Here is a 26,795-nt window from a genome sequence, read left to right on the forward strand (position 1 = left end):
CTCGTGGGGCGTTGGCGACAGGAACGCCAAGCGCGGAACAAGGCCGCATTGTAGCTGAGTTACGTAGCTTCCTATGTACTATGCGCATCCCCTATGCAAGATCGGCATTGGCGCATTCATCCAGTAGCGCATGGCTGCGTGATATCGTGATCCGACCTCAACGGCTGAAATCCGGGCTTTGCACCAGCATGGTGCAGTCATTTGCCTGCGTATTTCATGCTGCTGTATCCCACACCTTCTATTCCTCTGCCTGCATGTCGAGCATGACCGCCCTGATGGCGACGGTTGGAACAGGTCAGGTAGACCCGATTCAAGGGTCGGTAGTCAGCCCGTTCAAATTTCCTGTTATTGCGGAGTGATCATGCCCAAGGCTTCCCACCACGATCTGCGTTTTGCCTTCCGTGAACTGCTTGCGTCCGGTTCGTGCTATCACACCGCATCGGTGTTCGACCCCATGTCAGCCCGCATCGCCGCCGACCTGGGTTTCGAGGTCGGCATCCTCGGTGGTTCGGTGGCCTCGCTGCAGGTGCTCGCCGCCCCCGACTTCGCCCTGATCACCTTGAGTGAGTTCGTCGAGCAGGCCACCCGCATTGGCCGTGTCGCACAGTTGCCGGTGATCGCCGATGCCGACCATGGCTACGGCAACGCGCTCAATGTCATGCGCACGGTGATCGAACTTGAGCGCGCCGGTGTCGCTGCGCTGACCATCGAGGACACCCTCTTGCCGGCCCAGTTCGGTCGCAAGTCCACTGATCTGATTCCGGTCGAAGAGGGCGTGGGCAAGATCCGAGCGGCCATCGAGGCGCGGGTCGATTCGGCGCTGTCGATCATTGCCCGGACCAATGCCGGCGTGCTGTCGACCGAGGAAATCATTCATCGCACCCAGAGCTACCAGAAGGCTGGTGCCGACGGCATCTGCATGGTCGGGGTCAAGGATTTCGAGCAACTGGAGCAGATCGCCGAACACCTCACAGTGCCGCTGATGCTGGTCAGCTACGGTAACCCGAACCTGCGTGACGATGCGCGCCTGGCGAGCCTGGGGGTGCGCATCGTGGTCGATGGTCATGCCGCCTATTTCGCCGCCATCAAAGCCACCTATGACTGCCTGCGCCTGCAGCGTGGGCAGCAGAACAAGTCTGACAACCTCAACGCGACCGAGCTCTCGCACACCTACACCCAGCCTGAGGATTACATCCGCTGGGCCAAGGAGTACATGAGCGTCGAAGAGTGATCGGTGACGGTGGGAACAGGCCTGCGGTCAGAGGTCTTCATCCCACTGCGGCTCATCGGTGAACCGCTGCGCGAGAAAATCCAGCATGCTGCGCAGGGTTGCCGGCATGTGTTTGCGTGAGGTGTACACCGCATTCAGGCTCAGCTCGCGCGGGCGCGCCTCGGGCAGCAAGCGCACCAGTTCTCCACTGCGTAGCGCACCCGCCGCTTGGTAGGTCGGCAGCATGGCGATGCCGGCACCGGCCAGCGCGGCCTTCTGCAAAGTCATGGCCTCGTTGGCGCTGATGTTGCCTTGCACCGGCACAGCCACGTGTCGGCCCTGCACCTCGAATTGCCAAAGGCTGTGTCCGAAGTAGGCGTGGGTCAGGCAGTTGTGCTGGCTCAGTTCTTCGACCTGCCGGGGCAGGCCGTGTTCGGCCAGGTACGCCGGCGCGGCGCACACGACTGAGCGGCATACGGTCAGGCGCCGGGCGATCAGGTTCGGGTCCAGGTCGTTGCTGGTGCGGATCGCCAGGTCGATGCGCTCGTCCACCAGGTTGACCGTGCGATCGAGCATCTGCAGCTCGACCTTCACCCCCGGATAACACCGCACATACTCGGCCACCGCGTCCACCAACTGGGCTTGGCCGAACGAGGTGCTGACGCTGATGCGCAGTTCGCCGCGTGGGGCGTCATCCGGTTGGCGTACTGCGGCCTGCAGATCGCCGGCCAGCTCCAGCAACTGACGGCAGCGCGGCAAGGTTTCCTGGCCAGCGGCCGTCAGGCTGAGCTTGCGCGTGGTGCGCTGCATCAGGCGCGCGCCGACCCAGTCCTCCAGCTCTGCCAGATAACGCGACACCACCGGTCGCGAGAGTTGCAGGTGATCCGCGGCGGCCGACTGGCTACCCAGATCGACCACCGTAACGAAGACGCGCATGGCGTTGAGACGGTCCATGATCTGCCCGATTTCAGAAACAAACTATGTCTGAGCATCGCATTTTTTGTGATGGATCGGGCAACTATGCTGTTGCTCACTCTCCCACCAAGGAATGTCCAATGTCGCTCATAACCACCCTGCGCAGCCTGGTATTGGCCAGTCTTGCCCTGGCCGGCCAGGCGCTGGCCGCCGAACCCCTTCATCTTGAAGTGTACAACCCCGGCCATGATGCGATCTTTCCGGTCAGTTCGGTGATCGTCAGTGGCGAACACGATGCCATCCTGGTCGATGCCCAGTTCGGCAAAGCCCAGGCCGAGCAGCTGGTCCAGCGCTTGAAGGCAGGCGGCAAGCGACTGACCACCATCTATGTCAGCCATGGCGATCCGGACTATTACTTTGGTCTGGATACCCTGACCCGTGCGTTTCCCAAAGCCCAAGTGGTCGCCTCGGCCGCCACCGTGGCGCATATCCGCAAGACCATGGACGCCAAGCTGGACTACTGGGGCCCGAAAATGGGCAGCGACAAGCCCGCGAAACTGGTCGTGCCGCAGGTCCTGGTGGGTGATCGCCTGGAACTGGAAGGGCAGGCGCTGGAAGTCGTCGGTCTCGAGGGGTCCCAACCGGACCGCAGCTTCGTGTGGATTCCGTCGATCAAGGCTGTGGTCGGTGGTGTGGTCGTGGCCGAGCACATTCATGTCTGGATGGCCGACACCCAGACCGCTCAATCCCATGCCGACTGGCTTGGGACCCTCGAGCGCATCGAGCGACTCGCCCCGCGTACGGTGATCCCTGGCCACTACCTGGGGCAAAGCAGCCGCTCGCTGGACGCTGTGCGTTTCACCGCCGGTTACATCCGCGCCTTCGATGCCGAGGCGGCCAAGGCCGCCCATTCGGATGCGTTGATCAAGGCCATGGAACAGCGCTATCCACAATTGGGCGACGCCAGTTCGCTGGAGCTCAGCGCCAAGGTCGCCAAGGGCGAAATGCAGTGGTAATTCTTTTCAACTGATGGAGTGTCTCCCATGAGCAAGATCGCAATCATCGGGGCCACCGGCCGTGCCGGTAGCCAGTTGCTGGAAGAGGCCCTGCGCCGGGGTCATCAGGTCGTGGCCATCGCCCGTGACCCGTCCACGCTGAACGGGCGCGAAGGGGTTACGACCAAAGCGCTGGATGCCAAGGACAGTGCAGCCCTGCAGGCCGCCGTGGCCGGGGCGGATGCCGTCCTGAGCGCGGCGCATTTCTCCACGATCGAGCCCGAGGCGATCATCGAGCCGGTCAAGGCTACGGGCGTTGCTCGCTTGCTGGTGGTGGGCGGGGCAGGCAGCTTGCTTTTGCCGTCTGGGCAGCGCGTCATCGACAGCCCGGATTTCCCTGAGGCCTATAAGGCAGAAGCCAGTGCCGGTGTGCGTTTTCTCGACGCCCTGCGTCAGACGTCGGGTCTGGAGTGGACCTTCCTCTCGCCATCGGCCGAGTTCGTCGAAGGTGCGCGCAGTGGGCATTTTCGCCTGGGCAAGGATGACCTGCTGATCGGCGCCGATGGCAAAAGCTGGATCACCTTCGCCGACTATGCCATCGCGATGATCGATGAGCTGGAGAATCCGGCCCATTCACGGGCGCGTTTCACTGTGGGTTACTGAGTCGCCTGGTCTGGCCCGTGCCTCGAGCCAGTCCAGCAACTCGACCAACCCCGCCGGCATGCTCCGGGCAGGGCTGACCAGGTAATAGCCTTTGCCCGTGAGCACCTTCAGCCCGAACGGCATGCACAACCTGCCACTGCGCAGATCATCGCCGACCAACGCCCAATCGCCGATCGCCACCCCCGTGCCTTGGGAGGCCATGGCCATCGCCATGTCCAGCGTCTCGAAATGCTGGCGCGGTCCATTGAGCTCGACGCTGGCCCCGGCCGCTTGCAGCCACAGTCGCCAGTCGTGCTCATCTCGAGACGGATGCAGCAGCATATGACGGGACAGGTCCTCGAGGCGCGCCAGCGGCAGCGGCCCCGCGAGCAGGGAGGGCGCGCACACCGGCGTCAATTGCTCATCGAACAACTTGCGCACCTGCAAGCCCCCATTGGGCTGCGCACCATATACCACGGCGGCGTCGAAGCCTTCGCGTCGAAAATCCACGCCGTGCTGCACCGTGGTGGTCAGTTCCACCGGCACGTCCGGGCGCAGCGCCTGCCATTCCATCAGGCGCGGCAGCAGCCAGCGCATGACGCAGGTGGGCGCCTTGAGCTGCAGTGTGGCGCTGTGGTTGCCCACCTCGCGCACGCCCTGTTCGATCAGGGCGAAGATCTGCTGCACCCGTGGGAACCAGTCCTGGCCTTCGCGGGTCAGGCTCAGGCCACGCGCCTGGCGCTGGAACAGCGCATAGCCAAGGTGCTCTTCGAGGCCGGCGATCTGGCGGCTGACCGCACCTTGAGTGATGTGCAACTGCTGGGCCGCACGGGTGAAGTTGCAGTGTTGGGCGGTGATCAGGAAGGTGTACAGCGCGGGCAGGGGCGGGAGGCGTTTCATTGACGTGAGCCATGATCCTGGGACATGGCTAGTATGTGTTTTTTTGCATTGTGGCGATAGCCGCGCCTTGGTTCCATAAACACAGATTTCAACAAGAACCAGGGTAAATCCGATGGCAACCTGCGGCGAAGTATTGGTCAATCTCCTCGAAGGCTATGGCGTGGACCATGTTTTCGGGATTCCGGGCGTGCATACCGTGGAGCTCTACCGGGGGCTTGCGAGCTCCTCTATCCGCCACATCACGCCCCGCCACGAGCAGGGTGCCGGGTTCATGGCTGACGGCTATGCCCGTACCCGTGGCAAACCTGGGGTGTGCTTCATCATCACGGGCCCGGGCATGACCAACATCACCACGGCCATGGGCCAAGCCTACGCCGACTCGATCCCAATGCTGGTGATTTCCAGCGTGCAGTCCCGCGAGCAGCTCGGCGGTGGCCGCGGCAAGCTCCATGAACTGCCCAACCAAGGCGCGCTGGTTGCCGGCGTGGCGGCGTTTTCCCATACCCTGATGAGTGCTGACGACCTGCCCCAGGTGCTGGCGCGCGCCTTCGCGGTGTTCGATGGCGCACGTCCACGGCCTGTGCATATCGAGATCCCTCTGGACGTGCTGGTCGAGCCCGCCGACCACCTGTTGCCGGCGCGTCCTGTACGTACCGCGCGTGCAGGGGCTGCGCCCCGGACCGTGGCGCTGATGGCTGAGCGCCTGGCCAAGGCTCAGCGTCCGCTGATCCTGGCCGGTGGCGGTGCGCTGGCTGCGGGCCCTGTACTGGCAGAGCTTGCCGAGTACCTTCAGGCACCGGTGGCGCTGACCATCAATGCCAAGGGCCTGTTGCCGGCCACCCACCCGCTGCAGATCGGCTCGACCCAATCGCTGGTGGCAACGCGTGCCTTGGTGGCTGAAGCCGATGTGGTACTGGCCATCGGTACCGAGCTGGCCGAAACCGACTATGACGTGACGTTCAAGGGCGGCTTTGAAATCCCTGGCAGCTTGCTGCGCATCGACATCGACCCTGACCAGACCGTGCGCAATTACCTGCCGGAGCTGGCGCTGGTCGCCGATGCCGAACAAGCCGCCGAAGCCCTGCTGACGGCCTTGCACGCGCTACCTCGACCGGCGCTGGACGCAGCCTGGGGCAGTGCCCGTGCAGAGCGTCTGCGCAAGGATCTGGCCAGCACTTGGGACCAGCCGACCCTGAGCCAGACGCGCCTGCTCACCGGCATTCTCGAAGCCCTGCCAACGGCGATTCTGGTGGGCGACTCGACCCAACCGGTGTACACCGGCAACCTGACCCTGGATATGCCCCAGCCACGACGCTGGTTCAACGCCTCGACCGGCTACGGCACCCTGGGCTATGCCTTGCCGGCCGCCATGGGCGCCTGGCTCGGCAGCGCCGAACGTGCAGCGGATCGTTCGCCTGCGGTTTGCCTGATCGGCGATGGTGGCCTGCAGTTCACCTTGCCGGAGCTCGCCAGCGCGGTGGAGGCCCAGGTGCCGTTGATCGTGCTGTTGTGGAATAACCAGGGGTACGAGGAAATCAAGAAGTACATGGTCAACCGGGCTATCGAGCCGGTGGGGGTGGATATCCATACGCCGGACTTCATCGGTGTGGCCCAGGCACTCGGCGCGCAGGCCTGCAATGTGGGAGACGTGGCGCAGTTGCAGGCGGCGTTGCAGGCCGCAGTCGAGCGCAAAGGGCCGACCTTGATCCAGGTCGATCAGGCGCAGTGGCAAGCCGCAGTGGTGGGCTGAGGCTCAAGAACCGCGCGTACCCTGTAGGAGCGGCCTTGTGCCGCGATTGGTCGCGAAGCGGTCGTAAAACCTGCCGCCCCGATACATCGGGCATACCCTGCTCGCCGGGCTTGCGGCTGCCTTGCAGCCGATCGCGGGGCAAGCCCGCTCCTACATATAGTGCGCGGCCTTCCTTGTGCCAGCGGTCAGCTGGCGCTGGCCCGCAGCCGCGCCACGTCTCGAATCGGTGGTGCGCCGTACAGCCGGCTGTATTCACGGCTGAACTGCGAGGGGCTTTCATAGCCCACCCGATACCCAGCCACCGCCGCCTCCAACCCATCGTTGAGCATCAGCCGTCGGGCCTCCTGCAGGCGCAGCTGCTTCTGGTACTGCAAAGGGCTCATCGAGGTCACGGCCTTGAACCTGTGGTGCAGGGTCGAGGTGCTGAGGTTCACTTCCCGCGCCAGGTCCTCGATGCGCAGCGGCTGCTGGTAATGGCGGTTGAGCCAGGTGATGGCCTGGCAGACGCGGTGGGTCTGGCTGTTGGCCAGGGCGATTTCATACAGGCGATGGCCTTGGGGACCGCGCAGCAACCGGTAGAGAATCTCGCGGCGAATCAGCGGCGCCAACACCGGGATGTCCCGTGGCGAATCGAGCAATCGCAGCAGGCGCAGCAAGGCATCGAGCAACTGCGGATCACTCCTTTCCACATACAGGCCCCGACCGGACGGGAGGTTGGGCACCATCATCGGGCCGCTTTCGGCGATGAGCTGGCTGATCTGCGCCGGATCGATGTCCATGCGAAGGCCCAGGCTCGGGTTTTCGGGGCTGGCTTCGAGCAGCGCGCCGCTGATCGGCAACGTCACCGACACCACCATGTAATGCAGCGGGTCATAGGCGTAGCGTTCATCGCCGAGAAACAAGGTCTTGCTGCCTTGGGCCAGGATGCACAGGGCTGGTTGGGCCAGGGCAGGCATCGAGCGCTGGGTTTCGCGGTAGCTGACCAGATACAGGTCATCGATAGCGGATACCGTTCCCGAGGGCTCGCCGACATGGCGGCGGATGAGGTCGGCCAGCTCCTGACGCTGAGCCTCAAGCGTGGGTTCCAAGGGCGTTGCGGGCATGGCGTTTTCCTCTACTGACCGACGCAGCATAGGTTTGGGCAATGACAGGCGCTAGTCGAAAGCTGCCGGTCGATTGCCTGATCCTGCAGTGCGGCAGGATCAGGCAATCGACCGGCAGTAATGACCTAACGTCGCGCGGGGGCGGGACACTAACCTTGGCAGCCTGGTTTTCCCGTCCGCCTGCTTCAAGGAGATCCTTCATGACCCAGCCACAACCGGTCACTCACCTGGCTTTCATCCGTGCCAGCAGCGGTCGTTCGGCGGAACTGGGCGCGCGCCTGCGCGACCTGCTGGAACCTTCGCTGCGTACGCCGGGTTGCCTGAGTTTCACCGTACAGCGGTCCCAGGCCGACGACGACCTGTGGCTGCTCAGCGGCAGTTGGCGCGATCAGCAGGCCATGAGCGGCTACTTTGCCTCGCCGACCCTCGAGGTGTTCGGCGAGCTGGTGCAGACACAGGTGGTGAGCAGCCTGGACCTGCATACCTTTGCCTGAGGGGCGTCGATGGTCCGTAGGAACCCCTTTCGTGGGTACAGAGCCGTAAGCTTCATCCGCAATTGAAGGGTAGAATGGCGACCCTCGATTTTTCGGATGCGGATTTGCAGCATGGCACGTAGAGAATTCCCCCACTTCGAAGCGGTTTCGGCAATGGTCCCGGTGGAAGGCGGCGGTTACAACGCGGCGATCGCGGTAAAAGCCCTGGGCATGGGCGGCGCGCCGCGCTTTCACAAAGTGCTCGATGGCCAGGTGTTCAAAAGTGCGATGGCGGCCGATGAGGCCGCCAGTGCCGAACTCGCGCGCCTTCAAGGCGTGGGCGAGGAAGGCGAACTGATCTTTTGATCAGACCTGCGGGCGGGCCATCTTGAACAGGTTGCCCAGTTCGAAGTAGTCCGCTGGGCCTCCTCCACGCAGGATAGGCTCGGCGGCGGCGGTGTCGTAGATGCCGTCCTTGAGCAGATGCTCGGCGATGTGCACGGCCACGACTTCCCCCAGGATCAGCCAGCTGGGCACCAGCGCCTGGTCGGCGCGCTTGAGTTGCACGATCTGGCTCACCTTGCATTCGAAGGCCACCGGGCTTTCGCCCACCCGAGGGACGCCGACGATGCGCGATGCCGTCGGGGTCAGGCCGCTCAGTTCGAACTCATCGACATCCGCCGCCACCGCCGCGCAGCTTTGGTTCATCGGCTCGGCGAGCGTTCGGGTGGCCAGGTTCCAGACGAACTCGCCGGTCTGCTCGATGTTGTTCAGGCTGTCTTTACGCCCGACGCTGCAGAAACCGATGATCGGCGGGATGTAATTGAAGGCGTTGAAGAAGCTGTAGGGCGCAAGATTGAGGCGACCTTGCACGTCCTGGGAAGAGATCCAGCCGATAGGGCGGGGGCCAACGATGGCATTGAACGGGTCATGGGGCAGGCCATGGCCTTTGGCGGGTTCGTAGTAGTACATCTGCTTAAGGCCAGCAGGCCTTTTCCTTGTTGTGGACGAGGTGCCTAGTGTGCCAAGGCTCCAGCCCACTGGAAAAGATCAAGCCCGGCCGAAGCCGGGCTGGGGCGCACGCATCGGATCAGCTGATGCGGTGGGCGTTGGTGCGGTCGAAGCCATCTTCAGCGAAGCGCTGAGCGCCAGTGCGGTCGTAGCCGTCTTCGGCGAAGCGTTGTGCGCCAGTGCGGTCGTAGCCGTCTTCGGCGAAGCGTTGTGCGCCAGTGCGGTCGTAGCCGTCTTCGGCGAAGCGCTGTGCGCCAGTGCGGTCGTAACCATCTTCTGCGTAGGACGCCGATTGGGTCTGGGCGGCGGCGAAGCTGTGGGCGCTGGTCCGGTCGAAACCATCTTCGGCGAATGCACCGGTAGCCAGTGCCGACAGAGCCAGGGTCAGGATCAGTTTGCTTTTCATGGTCGTTGCTCCAGTGAGATTCGCGGGTTGTTTGTTTCTATGGGTTCAATGCTACGCCGATTAATTTGATTAAAAAGCGCAAAAAATAACGTATGTAAATCGAATTAATAGATGTGTTAGGGCGCGCGTTCTGCGTTGGGAACCCACAGAGAGGGTTTGTGACAGAGGCGTGGCGCGCGACGGTATCTCCAGGGTTCAAGGATGCGGGGCGGGCATTAATCCCGAGTTAAATGAAACCTTCGATGAACGAACGCTTTTTTCATGCTTCCCCAACCGTTTTTTCAAAGACGCTCGCTCAGCATCGCGCCCACTTAACCCTGGAGCGGCAAACAATGAATAAACTTCCGCAAATCACCTTGGCCTTCTGGGTCATGAAGATCTGCGCTACGACCTTGGGCGAGACGGCGGGCGACTTGCTGTCGATGACCCTCAACATCGGCTATGCCATGAGCTCGCTGCTGTTGATCAGCGTGTTTCTGGTGACACTGGTCACCCAGCTTTACTCCCGTCGCTACAACCCCTGGCTGTACTGGCTGGTCATCCTGTCCACCAGTACCGCGGGCACCACGATGTCCGACTTCATGGACCGCACCCTGGGGCTGGGTTATGCCGCAGGTTCGGCCATCCTGATTGGCATTTTGTTGCTGACGTTCGCCCTCTGGCGTCTGAGCGGAAACCCGCTGGACGTCACCCGCATCAAGGACCGCGGCGGCGAGCTGTTCTACTGGGTGGCGATCCTGTTTTCCAACACCCTGGGCACCGCGCTGGGCGATTTCCTGGCGGACGACTCGGGCCTCGGTTTCGCCGGCGGCGCGCTGCTGATCGGCAGCACCATCGGCCTGGTGGTGCTGGCGCGCTACTGGACCCGTATCCCAGGCGTGGTGCTGTTCTGGGTCGCGTTCGTCCTGACCCGTCCATTCGGCGCGACCTTGGGTGACTTCCTGACCAAGCCGCACGAGAAAGGCGGGATGGACTTCGGCACGGTGGGCTCTTCGGCGGTGCTGGGGGGCGTCTTGCTGGTGCTGATCCTGATGGCGTCGTTCTACAACCGCGAGCCGCGCCGGGAGTTGGAGGTTTCTTGAAGGCTGTCACCGTCAGGGCTCGCGTAGTCCTCGGCTCACGGCTATCCGAGGCATGAAAAAGGGGCGCTCCGTCAACCGGAGCGCCCCTTTTCATTTACCGCGTGAGCAGGATCAGTCGGTGGTGATCCGCGAGTGCTTGGCGGTGTCCTTCATGGTCGCGTAGACCAGCAGCGAGCAGGCGATGCAGCCGGTGACGTACCAGTAGAAGCCGGTTTCCATGCCGTTGCTCTTGAACCACAGGGCCACGTACTCGGCGGTGCCACCGAAGATCGAGACGGTCAGCGCGTAGGGCAGGCCGACGCCCAGGGCGCGGATCTCGGTGGGGAACAGCTCGGCTTTGACCACGGCGTTGATCGAGGTGTAGCCGCTGACGATGATCAGCGCCGCCATGATCAGGAAGAAGGCGCCCCACCAGGTCTGCACGGTGTGCAGGGTGCTGAGGATCGGTACGGTGAACAGGGTGCCGAGGACGCCGAAGGCGATCAGGATCGGACGACGGCCGATCTTGTCGGAGAGCCCACCGATCACCGGTTGCAGGCACATGAACAGGAACAGGGTGGCCGCCGAGATGGTGGTCGAGTCGCTGATGCTCATGCCCACGGTGTTGACCAGGTACTTCTGCATGTAGGTGGTGTAGGTGTAGAAGGCCAGGGTGCCGCCCATGGTCAGGCCGACCACGGTGAGCAACTCCTTGGGATGGCGCAGCAAGGTGCGCATCAGGCTTTCCTTGGATTTTTCCTTCTTGGTGAAGGAGCTGGTCTCCTCCATGCCACGACGCAGGTACAGGGCGACCACCGCGCACAGCGCGCCGATCACGAAGGGTACGCGCCAGCCCCAGGCATACAGCTGCTCGGTGGTGAGCGTCTGTTGCAGGATGATCAGCACTGCCAAGGCGATGAGCTGGCCGGAGATCAGGGTCACGTACTGGAAGCTGGAGAAGAACCCGCGGCGGTCCTTGCTGGCCATCTCGCTGAGGTAGGTGGCCGAGGTGCCGTACTCACCGCCTACCGACAGGCCCTGCATCAGGCGCGCCAGGACCAGCAGGATCGGCGCGGCGACGCCGATGGTTTCGTAGCCGGGGGTCAGAGCGATGACCAGGGAGCCTGCGCACATCAGCAGGACCGAGGCCATCAGGGCGGCCTTGCGGCCCTTGCGGTCGGCGTACAGGCCCATCAGCCAGCCGCCGATCGGGCGCATCAGAAAGCCCACGGCGAAGATCGCGGCAGTGTTGAGCAATTGTGCGGTGGTGTCGCCGGCCGGGAAGAACGCCTTGGCGAAGTACAGCGAGAATGCCGCATAGACGTACCAGTCGTACCATTCGACCATGTTGCCGATGGAGCCACTGAAGATCGACTTGAGGCGGCTTGCGGTGGTTTTTTCCGCGGCGGGCGCAATGGCCGCCCCGGTGGGCAGGGTGGTGGCGTTATCCATCAGGGGATACCTTCTCGTTGTTTTTGTGGAGCGCGCGTCAAGCGCTTGAGAAGGGTTTTGCAGAAGCTATGCCAAAGGTGTGCATCGCAGGCCCCGAATGCCCCTTCACGGCGCACGCGCAGCCCATATCCCCCGGATTCAAAGGCCGTCATGCCTCCTTATGGAAGCGGGCTCGCCCTGCGAGGGCCTGCGCAGCCGCGCCCATCCAGGGGAGAAGTAAGCGGATTCCCGCTCATCGTTAAAAGTGGCTAGGCAAAAATCCGCCTATTCACGCTCGAGAAAATCCTCTCGAGCCAGCCCGTGGCGTTGCATCTTCTCGTTGAGCGTACGCCTGGGCAGTTGCAAGGCCTCCATCACCGCTTTGATCTCGCCCTTGTACTGACGCAGCGCGGCGCGCAGGCACTGAGCTTCGAACGCCTCCATCTGTCCAGCGAGGGATTGCCCTTCGGCGTTGGCTTCGCCACTCGGCGCGCCCAGGCCCAGGGCGTGGCGCTCGGCAGCATTGGCCAGTTCGCGCACATTGCCTGGCCAGTCGTGGGCCAGTAGTTGCGCCAACTGCCCACCGCTCACCGGTGGGGCCGTACGGCCCAGGCGCTCAGCGGCGGCGCGGGCAAAGTGCTCGAACAGCAGCGGGATGTCCTCACGCCGCTCGCGCAAGGGCGCCAGGCGCAGTTCGGCGACGTTCAGGCGGTAGGCCAGGTCTTCGCGAAAGCGTCCTGCACGGGCTTCTTCGAGCAGGTCGGGTTTGGTGGCGGCGATGATGCGCAGGTCGACGCTGATGCTCTGGTTGGCGCCCAGGCGCTCCAGTTTCTGTTCCTGGATCACCCGCAGCAGTTTGGCTTGCTGGGCCAGGGGCATGCTCTCGATCTCATCGAGAAACACCGTGCCGCCATTGGCATATTCCAACTTGCCGATGCGCTTGCCCTGGGCGCCGGTGAAGGCGCCGCTCTCGTGGCCGAAAAGCTCCGCCTCGAACAGCGTCTCGGGGATCGCCGCGCAGTTGAGGGCGACGAAGGGCTTGTCGGCACGTGGGCCGAAATCGTGCAGACAGCGGGCCACGCGTTCTTTGCCGCTGCCGGTTTCGCCGCGGATCAACACGTTGACCGGCAGGCTGGCCAGGTCCAGCACCTGCCGGCGCAGGCTTTGCAAGCCTTGGGACATGCCCAGCAGGGTGTTTTCCAGACGCGCCTTGAGATCGGCCTGCTGGTGCAGCCGGCGGTTCTCCAGCACCAACTGGCGTTTCTCCAGGGCGCGGCGCAGGCTGCCGAGCAGGGTTTGCGGCGTGAAGGGCTTTTCCAGGAAGTCATAGGCGCCAGTGCGCATGGCCTCGACCGCCATGGGGACATCGCCATGGCCGGTGAGCAGGATCACCGGCAGGTCGGGGTCCTGCGCCTGCAGCCGTTCGAGCAGTTGCAAGCCATCCATGCCAGGCATGCGCACGTCGCTGATGACGACGCCGGGGAAGTGCTCAGGCAACTGGGCCAGGCACTCTTCGGCGCGGGCGAACAGTTGCACGCTGAAGCCCGACAGGCTCAGCCATTGTTCCACCGCAGTGCGGATGCTGGCTTCGTCGTCGACGACGATCACCGAGTTCAACATACAGGCTCCAGGTCGCGGGGCAGGGTAAGGCTTAGTCGGGCGCCACCGGGCAGGTTCTCGGCCTGCAGCTGGCCGCCGGCTTCGTGGACGATGCCATAGGAGATCGCCAGGCCCAGGCCGAGCCCTTCACCCACGGGTTTGGTGGTGAAGAACGGATCGAAGACCTTGGCCAGGTCCGCCTGGGGGATGCCGCCGCCGGAGTCGAGCACGCTCAGGCGCCAGTGGCCATCATCGGCCTCGATACGGATCTCCAAGCGTTTGTAGCGCTTGTCGGCCATGGCGTCGAGGGCATTGCGCAGCAGGTTGATCAACACTTGCTCGAGGCGGATCGCATCGCCCCGGACCCATGCTGGCCGCGCCAGATACAGCGCCACTTCGACGCCCTCGCCACGGAGGCGGGCATCGAGCAGGTGCAAGGCCTGATCGACCACGGTGGCCAGGTCCAGGCGCTCGCGCAGCCCGCCGGGGCTGTTGCGGGCAAACGTCTTGAGGTGGCCGGTCAGCGCCGCCATGCGCGTGAGCATCTGCTCCAGCGGCTCCAGGGCCTGGCGGGCCTCGTCGTAGCGGCCGTGGTCGAGCAGCAGGCGCAGGGTTTCGAGCTGCATGCGCTGGGTGGTCAGGGGCTGGTTGATTTCATGGGCCAGGGCTGCCGACATTTGCCCCAAGGCCGCAAGCTTGGCCGACTGCACCAGGCCTTCCTGGGCGGTGCGCAGCTCGCGGGTACGTTCTTCGACCAGGCGTTTGAGTTCATCGCGGCTGCGCTTGCGCAGGCGGGCCAGGCGCAGGCGCTGGCTGACGAACAGCGCAGCGAACACCAGGCTCAGCCAGATAGCGGCGGCGGTCAGGGCGGCGTTGCGCCCCTCTGCGCTGACCTGAGGCTTGCGCAGCAAATGCAAGGTCCAACCTTCGGCGTCCAGCGGCAGACTCTCCCACAGGTAGTCGATGCTGCCTTCCGGGCCCTGTACGCGGCTCAGGTGGCTGTTGCTGCCGAAGTTGGTCAGTACCTGGTGCTGCAGGGGCACCAGGGGCTGTTTGTCGTACTGGCGGGTTTCGGCGAGGTCGGCGCGGTCGGCGGCAGAAATCGGTCGTAATTCGCGGTAGCGCCAGCCTTCCTGGTTGGCGATGAAGGTGATGCCGCGGGCATCGCTGACCAACAGGATGTCGCTGCCCTGGCGCCATTCGCGCTCGAGCTCGGGGAACTCCAGCTTGACCACCATGGCACCGAGGAAGCGCCCCTGTTCGTCGGTGACCGCGTTGGCCAGGAAGTAACCCGGCACGCCACTGGTGACGCCGACCGCGTAAAAGCGGCCGCTGCCCTGGCTGCGGGTCTGCTTGAAATAGGGGCGAAAGCCGTAGTTTGAGCCGACATAGGTGGTCGGCAGGCGCCAGTTGCTGGCCGCGATGGCCAGGCCCGTACGATCGAGCAACTCCAGGGTGGAGGAGTTGGCGGCGCCGTTGATGCGCTCGAGCTTGTGGTTCAGGGCGTCCTGCACCTGTTCGGTGACCGGTCCACGCAACGCGGCGATCAGCTCCGGATCCAGCGCCAGCACCGCGGGCAGGGCTCGGTAACGCTCGATCAGGGTGTGCAGGGCATTGGCGTAAAGGGTCAGTTGCTGGCTGGCCCGGCGCGCGTCGGTCTCCATCGACTGGCGCTTGGCCTGGTGCATCGCCCAGCCAGCGCTGAGCGCGGTGCCGATGACAATCACCAGGACGATCAAGGCCAGGCGCAAGGTTCGGAAGGAAAATAGCATGCGGCTGATCCTTGGCCTGTGCTGGGTGTGTTCGCGGGGAGCAACACCAAACTAGCTGATTTGCGGGGGCCTGTGGGAGCGGGTAAACCCGCCCCCGCAGGGCTGGGCTCAGAGCGCAGCCCTGTGGGCGGATTTTGTCACAGCAACTCGAAGCTCTGCTGCTGCACCGCCTCGGAATCGAGGCCGACCTGGACATTGAACTGCCCAGGCTCCGCGACCCGCTGCAACTGGCCATTGTAGAACTTCAGGTCATCCTCGCTGATGCGGAAGGTCAAGGTCCGCGACTCGCCGGCCTTGAGCATCAGTTTCTGGAAGTTCTTCAGCTCCTTGACCGGGCGGCTCATGGAAGCGCTGACATCCTGCACGTACAGTTGGACCACGGTCTCGCCGTCGCGCTTGCCGGTGTTTTTCACCGTCACCTTGGCCTGTAGCGTGCCGCCACGCTTGAGCTGTTGGCTGCCCAGCGACAGGTCGGACAGTTCGAAGCTGCTGTAGCTCAGGCCATAGCCGAACGGGTAGAGCGGGCCGTTGGGCTCCTCGAAGTACTGCGAGGTGTAGTTGCCTGGCTTGCCCGGGGTGTAGGGGCGGCCGATGCGCATGTGGTTGTAGTACATCGGGATCTGCCCGACCGAGCGCGGGAAGGTGATGGCCAGCTTGCCGGACGGGTTGTAGTCGCCGAACAGCACATCGGCGATGGCGTTGCCGCCTTCGGTGCCGCTGAACCAGGTTTCCAGCAGGGCGTCAGCCTGCTCACGCTCCCAGGCCAGCGACAGTGGGCGACCGTTCATCAGCACCAGCACCAGCGGCTTGCCGGTGGCCTTCAGTGCCTTGATCAGGTCTCGCTGCACCGCCGGGATTTCCAGGGTGGTACGGCTGGAGGATTCATGGGACATGCCGCGGGACTCGCCGACCACTGCCACCACCACATCCGATTGTTGGGCGGCCTTGACCGCTTCGTCGATCAGCACGGCGGCCGGGCGCGGGTCGTCGACGATCTCGGGGGCGGCGAAGTTGAGGAAGTTCAGGTAGTCGAAGATGGCCTTGTCGCCGGTGACGTTCGAGCCTTTGGCGTAGACCAGCTTGGCCTTGCCCTCGAGCGCGCGACGCAAGCCTTCGCGTACGGTCACCGAGTGCTCCGGTTTCCCGTCGGCGGCCCAGCTGCCCATCATGTCGATCGGTGCGTCGGCCAGGGGGCCGACCAGGGCGATGGTGCCGGCCTTCTTCAGCGGCAGGGTCTGCTCGCGGTTCTCCAGCAGCACCAGGCTGCGGCGTGCCACGTCACGGGCGGCCGCGCGGTGCAGGCGGCTGTCGGCATAGTAGTCCTTGACGTCGTTCTCGGCCTTGCCGATACGCACGTAGGGGTCCTTGAACAGGCCCATGTCGTACTTGGCGCCGAGCACCTCGCGCACAGCTTGGTTCAGCTCGGCCTGGGTCACTTCGCCGGACTTGAGCAGGCCGGGCAGTTCCTCGCCATAGAGGGTGTCGTTCATGCTCATGTCGATGCCGGCCTTGATCGCCAGCTTGGCGGCTTCGCGGCCGTCCTGGGCGACGCCGTGACGGATCAGCTCCTGGATGGCGCCGTGGTCACTGATGGTCACGCCTTTGAAGCCCCACTCCTTGCGCAGCAGATCGTTCATCAGCCAGGTATTGGAGGTGGCGGGTACGCCATTGATCGAGTTCAGCGCCACCATTACCCCACCTGCGCCGGCGTCCAGGCTGGCGCGGTAGGGCGGCAGGTAGTCGTTGTACATTTTCGGCAGGCTCATATCGACCGTGTTGTAGTCGCGCCCGCCTTCCACTGCGCCGTACAGGGCGAAGTGCTTGACGATGGCCATGATGCTGTCGGGCTCGGCCGGGCTGGTGCCCTGGAACGCCTTGACCATCACCTGGCCGATCTTCGAGGTGAGGTAGGTGTCCTCGCCGAAGCCCTCGCTGGTGCGGCCCCAGCGTGGGTCGCGGGCGATATCGACCATCGGCCCGAAGGTCATGTCCAGGGAGTCGGCGGCCGCTTCGATGGCCGAGGTGCGGCCGACCTTGGCCACAGCGTCCATGTCCCAGGTCGCAGCCAGGCCCAGGCCGATCGGGAAGATGGTGCGCTCGCCATGGATGGTGTCGTAGGCGAAGAACATCGGGATCTTCAGGCGGCTGCGCATGGCGGCGTCCTGCATCGGCCGGTTCTCGGGAGCGGTGCGCGAGTTGAAGGTACCGCCGATGCGGCCGGCGGCGATTTCTTCACGAATCTTCTCGCGGGGCATTTCCGGGCCGATGCTGATCAGGCGCAACTGCCCGATTTTCTCGGCTTCGGTCATCTGGCCGATCAGGTGCTCGATGAAGGCCTGCTTGTCTTGCAGGGGCGGTGCGGAAGTGGCGGCCAGTGCCGCCTGACTGGCAAGGCCCATGGCCAGGCCCAGCAAAGACAGTTTCATCATCAATTCCATTGTCGTGGCCTGTGCCGTATCCAGGGTGGTACGTGCGCGGCCGGAGTTTTCTTGGCGGCTATTGTTGTACAGTTCGCCGGGCTTCACGTGGCTGATCGGCCCTGCCTGGTCCAATGCAGCGGCGGATTATGCCTTATATGACGGGCATCATGAGATACACTTCCCGCCGACCGGCTGTCGGGACAACAACAATAAGAACGATCGAGAGACCCAAGGCATGACTGTCTTCAACGAATATGAGCAGCGCCAGATTGCGGAGGCCATCGCCCGGGCCGAGCAACGCACCGATGCCGAGCTGGTGACCGTGCTGGCGCGGCGCGCTGACGATTACGCCTACCTGCCGCTGCTGTGGGCGGCGTTGCTGGCGCTGGCGATACCAGGCCTTGCGCACCTGGCCCTGGGCTGGCCCGATGTCCGCGGCTTGTTGGTGGTCCAGGTGCTGACTTTCGTCAGCCTGTGCCTGTTGCTGCGCAACCCGCGCCTGGCCAGCCGCCTGGTACCCCGCCTGCTGCGCCAGCGCCGCGCCTCGGGCCTGGCGCGGCAACAATTTCTCGAACTCAACCTGCAACACACCGCCGGCGCCACCGGGGTGCTGATCTTCGTCAGCGAGGCCGAGCGGCACGTGGAGATCCTGGTCGATGAGGGCATTGCCCGGCACCTGCCGGAGCAGCCATGGGAAGCCATCATCGCCCGCTTTACCGAACAGGTGTGCCAGGGCCAGACCCTGCAGGGTTTCGTCGATTGCATCGAGGCGTGTGGCGAGCTGCTCAGCGAACACGTGCCGCCGACCTTCGCGCGCAATGAACTGCCCAACCGCCTGGTGATCCTGGACTGAGCCGCGTCCATCGATAAAGGCTTCGCGCTGGCCGGGCATCGACGTAAAATGCCGGCCATTGCGCGCTATGCGCCCCCCGCGATTCGAGGCACCCACCCCCATGTCCGCCACTCCCTCCGCTACCACCGCGCCGGATGCGCGTGCCCAGTTCCTGGCTTTGCTGGCCGATGCCTTGCAGGCCGGTACCCTGGCCAAGCTGGTGCTGGCGCGCCATGTCGGCGCCGACCAGACCCTTCAGCGGATCATCGCCAAGCCCCTGGTGGTCAAGGGGCAGCCTTGCCTGTCGCTGGTCTATCGTCACCAGACCCGTGACATCACCCGCAACCTGCCGCTGGAGCAAGCCCAAGCGCTGGTGGCCGAGCTGTTGCCCGAGAGTTTTCGCAATGCCCACCTGTTCACCGCCGAGGGCGAGGTGCAGTTGGGTTTCAGCAAGAAAGGCAAGCCAATGCTCCAGCGTCATGTCGCCCAGCCTGCCCGTGAACAGACTGCGGTGGCCCATGACCGGGAGAAGAAGCGCTACCTGGAGCTGTCGCGGCCGTTCTTGCGCGATCTGGGCGTGACCGATGCCCAGGGCGCGTTGATTCCGTCGATGTCGCGCAAATGGAAGCAGATCAACAAGTTCATCGAAGTCTTCGATCATGCCCTGGCCAGCGCGCCGCTGGCGGCGGACCAGGCCCTGCGAGTGGCCGATTTCGGCTCGGGCAAGGGTTACCTGACCTTCGCCATGCACGACTACCTGCGCAACAGTTTGTCCCGTGAAGCCCAGGTAACCGGCGTCGAGTTGCGCCCGGACATGGTCGAGCTTTGCAATGCCGCCGCCGCGAAACTGGAACATCCAGGGCTTGAGTTCCAATGCGGCGACGTGCGCAGCGTGGTGCCCGAGGCCATCGAGGTGATGATCGCGCTGCACGCCTGCGACATCGCCACCGACTACGCCATCCACACCGGTATCCGCTGCAACGCGGCGATCATCATGTGCTCGCCGTGCTGCCACAAGCAGATCCGCCCGCAACTGCACAGTCCTGGCCTGCTTCAGCCGATGCTGCAATACGGTCTGCACCTGGGCCAGCAGGCCGAGATGCTCACCGACAGCCTGCGCGCCCTCTACCTTGAAGCCTGCGGCTATGAGACGAAGGTGTTCGAGTTCATTTCGCTGGAGCACACCAACAAGAACAAGATGATCCTGGCGGTCAAGCGTCGGCAGGCTGCGGACAACACCGCGCTGCTGGCGAAGATCGAGCAGCTCAAGGCGTTCTATGGGGTCAAGGAGCATTGCCTGGAGACGTTGTTGCGCCAGGATGGGCTGATCGCCCTATGACCTACCAGGGCTGCGACGCCCTGGCTTTCGTCGCTACCTGCGCCGAATGTGTTCCGCCGGCACCGCAACCGCCAACGCGGGGTTGCCCAGCGGGTGGCTGGCGGCATCGAAGAAGTGCACGGGCGTTCCTGGCAGGTCGGCGAAGCGCTGCATGAAATGCTGTTTCTGGTTGATGATCGACGCCTCGCTCAAGGGGCGGATGGCAATCGACAGGTGCGCGGGCCGGGCCTGGCGAATGGCCTCGAGCAGGTGCTGATCGCTGGCGTCCAGGTGCTGGCCGAACAGGCATAGGCCCTCGCGCTCCCCGGCCAGTTGGCCCAACCCCCACGACAGGTAGTCCGATGCGCGGATGGCGCGCAGTTTTTCCTTGCTGCGGCTTTCGTTGACGAACAGCGGCACTTCCCCAGGAATGTTCACGGCAAAGCCATCGAGCAGCTCGGCGCACTCGGCGCTGCGCTGGCGGGTGGTGCCGTCGGGCAGCTTGAGCAAGTGCAGGCCGCCGTGCAGGTGAACGACGCGGGTGCCTTCGCTAGCGGTGCGACGCACATCGAAGAAGCCCTGCTCGTCGAACAGCGTGGCAAAACCTTCAGGCGCCTGACTCACGGCCCAGGGCAGGAGCAGGTCGTAGTTGCTGGTGTAGACGTTGCGGTAGCTGCGCAGGGCCTGGTTGATCGTCGCCAGGGTGTTGCTCGGCATCAGTGCCCAGGGGATATGCACGGCGCGGGTGGCGTGGATCAGGGCTTCCTTGATCGAATAGTAGCGATTCAGCGGCGCGGTGGAGTTGATGGCCAGCGCGGCATTGGCGCGCACCGTGGTGTTCAGGGTGCTGAGCACCGGCTCGAACAGTTCGGTGCCCAGTGACTTGAACAGCGCCTGGTCACTCACGCCTAAGGCCTTGTGACGAACCCGTTGGGCCTCCTCGAACAGCGAGAAATAGCCGAACGGCTTCCACACGGCGCGACTGGCGCCATTGCCCAGCAACAGGGCGGTGCAAGGGTGGCGATCATTGAGCGCCTGCCAGGAGGGCAGATGGGCGTCGAGAGAGGGCATGGCTGGTCCATTGGCAAGGCGAGAAACGCGCAGGACTTTAGCATGCCGTAGCCTTGATGCGGGACGCGCGCCTCTCTCTTGCGAATGCCTGGGCCGTCCATGAACCGCTTACGATTCGAGTGCGGGCTGTCGGCGTGTGCGGTTGCGCCACACCCGGTACGCCCGTATCCCTGCGCGCACCGAGCCAAACAGCAGCTTCTCTTCCATTTCCCGTGCCATACCCGAGCGCACCAGCATGCGCAGGAAGTTGCCGCGGGCGCGGGCGATGGCGAAGTAGATGCCCTGGGCGGCAAGGGTGTCGCGCACTTCGCGCAGGGCGGCGATGCCGCTGACATCGATGCTGGTCACCGCCTCGGCGTCGAACAGCACGGCCTGGGGCTTGGTCTCGCCCTGCACGGCGTCGAGCAGGCGCATCTTGAAGTAGTCGGCATTGAAGAACAGGATCGCGTCGTCGAAGCGATACACCACAAGGCCCGGTACCGTGCGCGCTTCGGGGTGATGGCGTACGTCGACCTGGCCTTCGACGCCCGGCAGCCAGCCAAGCACGGCATCGGTTGGCTGATAGATGCTGTACAGCAGGCGCAGGATGGCCAGGGTCACAGCGAAGATGATCCCCGGCAGCACGCCCAGGCCGAGCACGCCGGCGGTGGTGAGCAGGCACAGCCAGAACTCGAAACGGCTGAGCGTGTAGATCTTGCCCAGGGACTTCACGTCGATCAGCCCCCAGCCGGCCATCAGCAGCACGGCGCCCAGGGCGGCCTGGGGAATCCACGCCATGGGCGCGGTGAAGAACAGCAGAATCAAGGCAATCACCAGGGCGGCGATGATGCCGACCAGCTGGCTCTTGCCACCGACCATGTCGTTGACCGCGGTGCGCGAGTCAGCGCCGCTGATGGCAAAGCCCTGGGAAACCCCCGCTGCCAGGTTGCTCACGCCGAGGGCGACGAACTCGTGGTTGGCATTGATCGCATAGCCGTGACGGGCGGCGAAGCTGCGGGCGGTGAGCATGGCACTGCAGAAACTGACAGTGGCGATACCCAGGGCATCGCGCAGCAGGCTCTTGCTCTCCGCCAGGGTGCTTTGCGGCCAGGCCAGCTCCGGCATGCCCGCCGGCACCGGGCCGAGAATGGCGACGCCGAAACGGTCGAGGCCGAACAGCCCGGCCAGCAGGGTGAACACCGCTACGGTCACCAACGCAGCCGGCAGGCGCGGGTAGCGTCGCGGCAGCCAGATCAGCAGGCCCAGGCCGACCAGGCCGATGGCCAAGGTCAGCCAGTGGATCTCGCCCAGACGCTGGAGGAAGTTGACCAGGCTGAGGATGAATCCGTCGCCCTCGATCTTGAACCCGACCACTTTGCTCATCTGCCCGGCGATCAGGCTCAGGCCGATACCGTTGAGGTAGCCGATCAGGATGGGCCGCGAGAAAAAGCTGGCGATGAAGCCCGCCCGCGCAACGCCGGCGGCGATCAGCATCACGCCCACCAGCACCGTGACGATCACCGAAAGCTCGGCGATGCGGTGCGGGTCGCCCATGGCCAGCGGCGCAACGGCGCCGGCGATCATGGCGCAGGTGGCGGCATCCGGGCCGACCATGAGCTGGCGAGAACTGCCGACCAGGGCATAGACGATCATCGGCAGCACACAGGCATACAGCCCGTACTGGGGCGGCAGGCCGACGATCTGGGCGTAGGCGATGGCGATGGGGATCTGGATCGCGGCCACTGACAGCCCTGCCTGAAGGTCAGCGTGGAACCATTCGCGGCGGTAGTGCAGCAGGTTGGCCAGGCCCGGTAGCCAGCGGGAGAGAAACATGTACGCGTCCTTGGAAATGTTTCGGGATGCTGATCAGCATAAGTGTCCTGAAGCCGCTTCGCTTGCGAGCGGATTCCCACGGGCAGTATTCAAGCTGATTGGGCCGATGATGGCTATGGGCTAGGTCAAGGAACGCGGGGGCGTGGAGGTGGACAAGCATCGCCACTGGCGTGTGGGCGCTTGGAATCTGCAGGCTGGCGGAGCCTGCGACGCGCCGCGCAGCGGACCCTCCCACGATCGCGCCGGATGGGTAGGAGCGACCTTGCGCCGCGAAAGGGCTGCATAGCAGCCCCCGGGTTTTCAGCACGACGGCAGATTGGCGATCACGCCACGCGCTGGTTCAGACGCCCGCGAGTGATGGCCTTGATCTGGTTCAGGGCATAGTCGAGCTCGAACGGCGTTTCGCGTGCGACGCGGTTTTCCAGCTCGAAGAAAATGCCGGCCTTGGTGTAATGGCGCACACAGATGATGAACGGGAAACCATGGCGCTCGCGGTACTGGCGGTTCATTTGCTGCAGTTGGGTTTCCTCTTCGTGGGACAGCGCATCCAGGCCGGCGCTGGTCTGTTCGCTGACCGAGGCGCTGGTCAGCCCGCCGCCGCGTACCGCCTCGGCGGACAGTTCCGGGTGGCGGTCGAAGAAGGCTTTGCGCGCCTCGACGTCTCTCGCGCTGATGCTCGCCATCATGGCTTCGTGCAGCGCCTGCACGGTAGCGAACGGCCGGGCCTCCCAGGCGTGTTCGGCTACATCGGGCGAGTGTTCGAAGATATCGCCGAGCGTCTGGATGAACTGCGCCTTGTCCATGGCATTGATCGCGGCGAGTTGGGTGGCTTGCGGGGTGGTCTGGGACATGGTCGAAAGTAATCCTGAGGAAGCCGAAAACGAGGCCTGAGTATAGGAACCCCGTTTTCACTCCCGACAGGGGGTTGGCTCTATGGGCCGTATAACAATCGACGCATTCTGCCCACCTTCCCTGGCCTAGGCGCTGGCGCCGATCGCCTTGAGCACGCCGGCACTTTCGTTGAGCAGCCCGCGCAGCCAGACATGGGCGTTGGAGCGGTGCTTGTTGGGATGCCAGAGCGCATAGAAGCGCATCAGCGGGAAATCGAAAGGCGCAGGCTGGATGACCAGCGGCAGGCGCCGGGCGTAGTAGGCGGCGAAATGCCGGGCGGTGGTCAGGATCAGGTCCGATTCGCCCACCAGGTACGGCGCGAGGGTGAAATACGGGCAGGACACTTGCTTGCCCCGGCTCAGGCGCAGGGTGGCCAGCGTGCTTTCCACCACTCCGCGCTGGGAGCTGGAGTAGGGCAGGGGCACCAGGTGCGAGGCATTGATGTAGCTCTCGGGCGTAAGCCTGCCGGCCTTGGCCAGCGGGTTGTCCCGGGCCATCAGGCAGATCACTTCGTCTTCGAGCAGCACCGTCATGTGCAAGTGCTCAGGGGGTGTCGGCCAATTGCCGATCACCAGGTCCACCTGGCCTTCGGACAAGGCCTTCTCGTAGTCGTAGTCAGCACCCAGTGGCAGCGTCACCAGCCTGGACTTGGGTGCGGCCTGGCGAAAGCGCCGGACCAGGTCCGCGAGAAACGGCGGTGCCAGGTAATCGGGCATGGCAATGGTGAAGGTGCGTTCGGAGCGCAGCGGCTCGAACGCTTCGTCGGCGGTGAGCATCTTTTCCAGCGCATGGAGTGCGACCTGGGCGTCCTGCACCAGTTGCAGGGCGCGCTCGGTCGGCACCATCTCGTTCTTTTCGCGGATCAACAACGGGTCGCCGAACAGCTTTCTCAACCGCTTGAGCGCGGTGCTCAGGGCTGGCTGGGACTGGTTCATGCGGATCGCGGTACGGGAAACGCTACGCTCCTCGACCAGGGTACACAGGACACGTAGCAGGTAGGTGTCCAAGGGTTCATCGCTACGCATGGTGCTCCTGCAATGGGCAAGTTCTTGTTATCGAATTCACTTTACTGGCAGCGCCGCGCGAGCGGCAATGCCAAGCACCTGTGCAAGCGGCCGTGAGACAGCGGCCATGTCCTACAGACGGCTTCAAACCTGAAACACCAAGTGTTTGCTATGGGGCCTATAACGCTCCAGCGATGTTGGTGCGCCTGATGCTGGCCTATGGTGGAGGTCCACAACAAAAATACGGCCCTCAAAGCCGATGATGCAGGCGCTGCCAAGCGCCGCATTCCCGGTTTTGGTAGGTCGATTCCTTGCAGGAGTCACCCATGTCTGTCACCGAACAGCACGCGTCAATCCATAGCCCCACGACGTCCAGTGCCGAAGACGCCGTGTATCGCAAGGTCTCCTGGAGGCTGCTTCCTTTCCTGTGCATCCTGTGGGTGTTGGCCTGGCTGGACCGGGTGAACATCGGCTTCGCCAAGTTGCAGATGCTCGACTCGCTCAAATTCAGCGAAGCAGTCTACGGCCTGGGTGCCGGTATCTTCTTCCTCGGCTATTTCTTCTTCGAAGTGCCGTCCAATGCCTTGCTGCAGAAGATCGGCGCCAAGAAGACCATCATGCGCATCACCATCGGCTGGGGGATCATCTGCATCCTGCAGTCGTTCGTCACCACCCCCACCGAGTTCTACATCCTGCGCTTTTTGCTCGGCGCCTTCGAGGCTGGCTTCTACCCGGGCATCATCCTCTACCTCACCTACTGGTACCCCAGCTCTCGCCGTGCCAAGGCCTTCGGCACCTTCATGTCGGCATCGGCCATCGCCGGTGTGCTCGGCGGGCCATTGGCCGGCAGCATCATGACGTCGATGGACGGCGTGGCCGGGCAGCATGGCTGGCAGTGGCTGTTCGTGATCGAAGGCATCCCGTCGGTGCTGGCCGGTATCGTGGCGTTCTTCTACATGACCGATCGCCCCGAGCAGGCCAAATGGCTCACCGCCGCTGAAAAGCAGGTGCTGGGCAACGTCCTGGAAAAAGACCGCCGCGAGCTGGGCGAGCGTGGGCACGACTGGCGCGAGCTGTTCCGCAATCCGAAGGTCTGGCTGTTGATCGCGATCTTCTTCTGCCTGCTGTGCGCCAACTCGGCACTGACCTTCTGGATTCCGACGCTCATCCGTGACGCAGGTTTCGGCTCGACCATGGTGATTGGCTGGATCGCCGCGTTCGCCTACGTCTTCGGCGCCGCCGGGATGATCCTCAACGGCGCGCGTTCGGACCGCAACAAGGAGGTGCGCTGGCACTTCGCCGTACCGGCGGCGGTCGGCGCCGTGGCGATGGCCGTGATGGCGGCGCTGCTGGGCATCACCGGTGTGATGCCGGCCTTGATCGTGGCCGCGATGATCCTGGCGCTGGCCGGCACCATGAGCGCGATCCCGGTGTTCTGGCAGTTGCCCAACCTGTACCTGGCCGGCAGCGCCGCGGCCATCGGCGTGGCCCTGATCAATTCGGTCTCGAACCTTGCCGGCTTTGGCGCGCCCTATGTGCTGGGGCTGATCAAGAACGCCACCGGCAGCCTTGCCCCGGGCCTGTACCTGGTGGCCGCCATCGAGCTGTTGGCTGCGCTGCTGGTGATCGTGGGTATCGCTCAAGCGCGTCGCAAGGAGGGTTGATCCATGAGTGACAACAGGTATCCCAATCGTCGGCAGTTCGTCCTGGGCACACTGGCCATGGCCGGTGGCCTGCTGGTGGCTCGCCAGGGCCTCGCCACTTCCCAGGCGGGCGCACAACCCGCGCAGGCTGCCGGGCCGATTTCACTGCATGGGGTCAGCCCGCGGCTGACCATCCATATCCTCGACACCTACCACGGCTCGGCCGCCACCGGCCTTCAGGTGGAGTTCTCGCGCATGGAACAGGACCGTGCGGTGCTGTTGCAGAAGCTGGTGATCAACCAGAACGGCCGCACCGAAGCGCCGCTGTTGATCGACGACAGCTACCAGGTGGGCGACTACCAGTTGCTGCTGCACATCGACGACTACTACCGCATGAAGGGCGCGCAACTGCCGTCGCCTTCGTTCCTCTCCAAGGTGCCGGTCCGTTTCCGCATCACCAGTACCGCTGAGCGCCTGCACCTGCCTGTGCAGTTCGGGCCCTGGAACTACGGCTACTACCGCGGCAGCTAGGTCAG

The 26,795-nt window shown here is 64.1% G+C and carries 24 protein-coding genes; 11 read left to right on the forward strand and 13 right to left on the reverse strand.

Annotated features, from left to right (window positions below):
- Positions 1-361: 361 nt before the first annotated feature.
- Positions 362-1,231, forward strand: a complete 870-nt coding sequence (locus ACNFCH_RS01110) for an isocitrate lyase/PEP mutase family protein (RefSeq protein WP_196163118.1) — start codon at positions 362-364, stop codon at positions 1,229-1,231.
- 27 nt (positions 1,232-1,258) lie between these two features.
- On the opposite strand, the gene ACNFCH_RS01115 is transcribed toward ACNFCH_RS01110, so the two are convergent.
- The gene (locus tag ACNFCH_RS01115) at positions 1,259-2,164 is read right to left on the reverse strand and encodes a LysR family transcriptional regulator (protein ID WP_337157832.1); all 906 of its coding nucleotides are present in this window, start codon (positions 2,162-2,164) and stop codon (positions 1,259-1,261) included.
- A gap of 101 nt (positions 2,165-2,265) precedes the next feature.
- On the opposite strand from ACNFCH_RS01115, the gene ACNFCH_RS01120 reads away from it, so the two are divergent.
- Both ACNFCH_RS01120 and ACNFCH_RS01125 read left to right on the forward strand, forming a co-directional pair.
- Positions 2,266-3,141 (forward strand): MBL fold metallo-hydrolase, encoded by an 876-nt coding sequence (locus ACNFCH_RS01120; protein WP_416742109.1) that lies wholly within the window; start codon positions 2,266-2,268, stop codon positions 3,139-3,141.
- 27 nt (positions 3,142-3,168) lie between these two features.
- Positions 3,169-3,783, forward strand: a complete 615-nt coding sequence (locus ACNFCH_RS01125; RefSeq protein WP_337157830.1) for an NAD(P)-dependent oxidoreductase — start codon at positions 3,169-3,171, stop codon at positions 3,781-3,783.
- On the opposite strand, the gene ACNFCH_RS01130 is transcribed toward ACNFCH_RS01125, so the two are convergent.
- Positions 3,754-4,662, reverse strand: a complete 909-nt coding sequence (locus ACNFCH_RS01130; protein ID WP_416742110.1) for a LysR substrate-binding domain-containing protein — start codon at positions 4,660-4,662, stop codon at positions 3,754-3,756. The genes ACNFCH_RS01125 and ACNFCH_RS01130 overlap by 30 nt on opposite strands.
- A gap of 112 nt (positions 4,663-4,774) precedes the next feature.
- Between ACNFCH_RS01130 and ACNFCH_RS01135 the strand changes: the two genes are divergently transcribed.
- Positions 4,775-6,412: a 5-guanidino-2-oxopentanoate decarboxylase gene (locus ACNFCH_RS01135; RefSeq protein ID WP_337157828.1), complete on the forward strand. Its 1,638-nt coding sequence runs from the start codon at positions 4,775-4,777 to the stop codon at positions 6,410-6,412.
- Positions 6,413-6,597: 185 nt separating this feature from the next.
- On the opposite strand, the gene ACNFCH_RS01140 is transcribed toward ACNFCH_RS01135, so the two are convergent.
- Positions 6,598-7,515 (reverse strand): AraC family transcriptional regulator, encoded by a 918-nt coding sequence (locus ACNFCH_RS01140; protein ID WP_337157827.1) that lies wholly within the window; start codon positions 7,513-7,515, stop codon positions 6,598-6,600.
- A gap of 200 nt (positions 7,516-7,715) precedes the next feature.
- Between ACNFCH_RS01140 and ACNFCH_RS01145 the strand changes: the two genes are divergently transcribed.
- Both ACNFCH_RS01145 and ACNFCH_RS01150 read left to right on the forward strand, forming a co-directional pair.
- Positions 7,716-8,009: an antibiotic biosynthesis monooxygenase family protein gene (locus ACNFCH_RS01145; RefSeq protein WP_337157826.1), complete on the forward strand. Its 294-nt coding sequence runs from the start codon at positions 7,716-7,718 to the stop codon at positions 8,007-8,009.
- Positions 8,010-8,120: 111 nt separating this feature from the next.
- Entirely contained in the window at positions 8,121-8,354 is a 234-nt protein-coding gene (locus tag ACNFCH_RS01150) for a hypothetical protein (RefSeq protein ID WP_196163126.1), read from the forward strand.
- On the opposite strand, the gene ACNFCH_RS01155 is transcribed toward ACNFCH_RS01150, so the two are convergent.
- Positions 8,355-8,960: a flavin reductase family protein gene (locus tag ACNFCH_RS01155; RefSeq protein WP_196163127.1), complete on the reverse strand. Its 606-nt coding sequence runs from the start codon at positions 8,958-8,960 to the stop codon at positions 8,355-8,357. It abuts the gene before it with no gap.
- 118 nt (positions 8,961-9,078) lie between these two features.
- Entirely contained in the window at positions 9,079-9,405 is a 327-nt protein-coding gene (locus tag ACNFCH_RS01160) for a hypothetical protein (RefSeq protein WP_070093798.1), read from the reverse strand.
- Between the two features lie 332 nt (positions 9,406-9,737).
- Here ACNFCH_RS01160 and ACNFCH_RS01165 point away from each other — a divergent pair, with 332 nt between their 5' ends.
- On the forward strand, positions 9,738-10,487 hold the full coding sequence (locus ACNFCH_RS01165; protein WP_196163129.1) for a hypothetical protein: 750 nt from the start codon (positions 9,738-9,740) through the stop codon (positions 10,485-10,487).
- Between the two features lie 111 nt (positions 10,488-10,598).
- Here ACNFCH_RS01165 and ACNFCH_RS01170 read toward each other — a convergent pair whose 3' ends face one another.
- The 4 genes from ACNFCH_RS01170 to bglX form a co-directional block, all read right to left on the reverse strand.
- Positions 10,599-11,918 carry an MFS transporter gene (locus ACNFCH_RS01170; RefSeq protein WP_416742111.1) on the reverse strand — a complete coding sequence of 440 codons (1,320 nt, stop codon included), beginning with the start codon at positions 11,916-11,918 and terminating at the stop codon, positions 10,599-10,601.
- Between the two features lie 264 nt (positions 11,919-12,182).
- Positions 12,183-13,517 (reverse strand): sigma-54-dependent transcriptional regulator, encoded by a 1,335-nt coding sequence (locus ACNFCH_RS01175; RefSeq protein WP_416742112.1) that lies wholly within the window; start codon positions 13,515-13,517, stop codon positions 12,183-12,185.
- On the reverse strand, positions 13,511-15,268 hold the full coding sequence (locus ACNFCH_RS01180; protein ID WP_416742113.1) for an ATP-binding protein: 1,758 nt from the start codon (positions 15,266-15,268) through the stop codon (positions 13,511-13,513). The genes ACNFCH_RS01175 and ACNFCH_RS01180 overlap by 7 nt, the downstream gene beginning before the upstream one ends.
- 137 nt (positions 15,269-15,405) lie before the next feature.
- Positions 15,406-17,697 carry a beta-glucosidase BglX gene (bglX, locus tag ACNFCH_RS01185; RefSeq protein ID WP_337157822.1) on the reverse strand — a complete coding sequence of 764 codons (2,292 nt, stop codon included), beginning with the start codon at positions 17,695-17,697 and terminating at the stop codon, positions 15,406-15,408.
- 226 nt (positions 17,698-17,923) lie between these two features.
- On the opposite strand from bglX, the gene ACNFCH_RS01190 reads away from it, so the two are divergent.
- Both ACNFCH_RS01190 and ACNFCH_RS01195 read left to right on the forward strand, forming a co-directional pair.
- Positions 17,924-18,541: a TPM domain-containing protein gene (locus ACNFCH_RS01190; protein ID WP_337157821.1), complete on the forward strand. Its 618-nt coding sequence runs from the start codon at positions 17,924-17,926 to the stop codon at positions 18,539-18,541.
- A gap of 100 nt (positions 18,542-18,641) precedes the next feature.
- Complete coding sequence (locus ACNFCH_RS01195; protein WP_416742114.1) at positions 18,642-19,859, forward strand: class I SAM-dependent methyltransferase; 1,218 nt, start codon at positions 18,642-18,644, stop codon at positions 19,857-19,859.
- A gap of 33 nt (positions 19,860-19,892) precedes the next feature.
- Here the strand turns inward: ACNFCH_RS01195 and ACNFCH_RS01200 are convergent, their stop codons facing one another.
- From ACNFCH_RS01200 to ACNFCH_RS01215, 4 genes are all read right to left on the reverse strand, one after another.
- Positions 19,893-20,909 (reverse strand): DUF4917 family protein, encoded by a 1,017-nt coding sequence (locus ACNFCH_RS01200; protein ID WP_416742115.1) that lies wholly within the window; start codon positions 20,907-20,909, stop codon positions 19,893-19,895.
- A gap of 108 nt (positions 20,910-21,017) precedes the next feature.
- Positions 21,018-22,721, reverse strand: a complete 1,704-nt coding sequence (locus tag ACNFCH_RS01205; protein WP_337157818.1) for a SulP family inorganic anion transporter — start codon at positions 22,719-22,721, stop codon at positions 21,018-21,020.
- Positions 22,722-23,044: 323 nt separating this feature from the next.
- Entirely contained in the window at positions 23,045-23,572 is a 528-nt protein-coding gene (gene uraD / locus ACNFCH_RS01210) for a 2-oxo-4-hydroxy-4-carboxy-5-ureidoimidazoline decarboxylase (RefSeq protein WP_337157817.1), read from the reverse strand.
- A 126-nt stretch (positions 23,573-23,698) separates the two neighbouring features.
- Positions 23,699-24,637 (reverse strand): LysR substrate-binding domain-containing protein, encoded by a 939-nt coding sequence (locus ACNFCH_RS01215; protein ID WP_337157816.1) that lies wholly within the window; start codon positions 24,635-24,637, stop codon positions 23,699-23,701.
- 305 nt (positions 24,638-24,942) lie between these two features.
- On the opposite strand from ACNFCH_RS01215, the gene ACNFCH_RS01220 reads away from it, so the two are divergent.
- Together ACNFCH_RS01220 and uraH are read left to right on the forward strand one after the other, a co-directional pair.
- Positions 24,943-26,280: an MFS transporter gene (locus ACNFCH_RS01220; protein WP_337157815.1), complete on the forward strand. Its 1,338-nt coding sequence runs from the start codon at positions 24,943-24,945 to the stop codon at positions 26,278-26,280.
- Between the two features lie 3 nt (positions 26,281-26,283).
- Positions 26,284-26,790: a hydroxyisourate hydrolase gene (uraH, locus tag ACNFCH_RS01225; protein WP_337157814.1), complete on the forward strand. Its 507-nt coding sequence runs from the start codon at positions 26,284-26,286 to the stop codon at positions 26,788-26,790.
- Positions 26,791-26,795 lie beyond the last annotated feature (5 nt).

The organism is Pseudomonas sp. NY15354 (assembly GCF_048068075.1).
Lineage (GTDB): Bacteria > Pseudomonadota > Gammaproteobacteria > Pseudomonadales > Pseudomonadaceae > Aquipseudomonas > Aquipseudomonas guariconensis_C.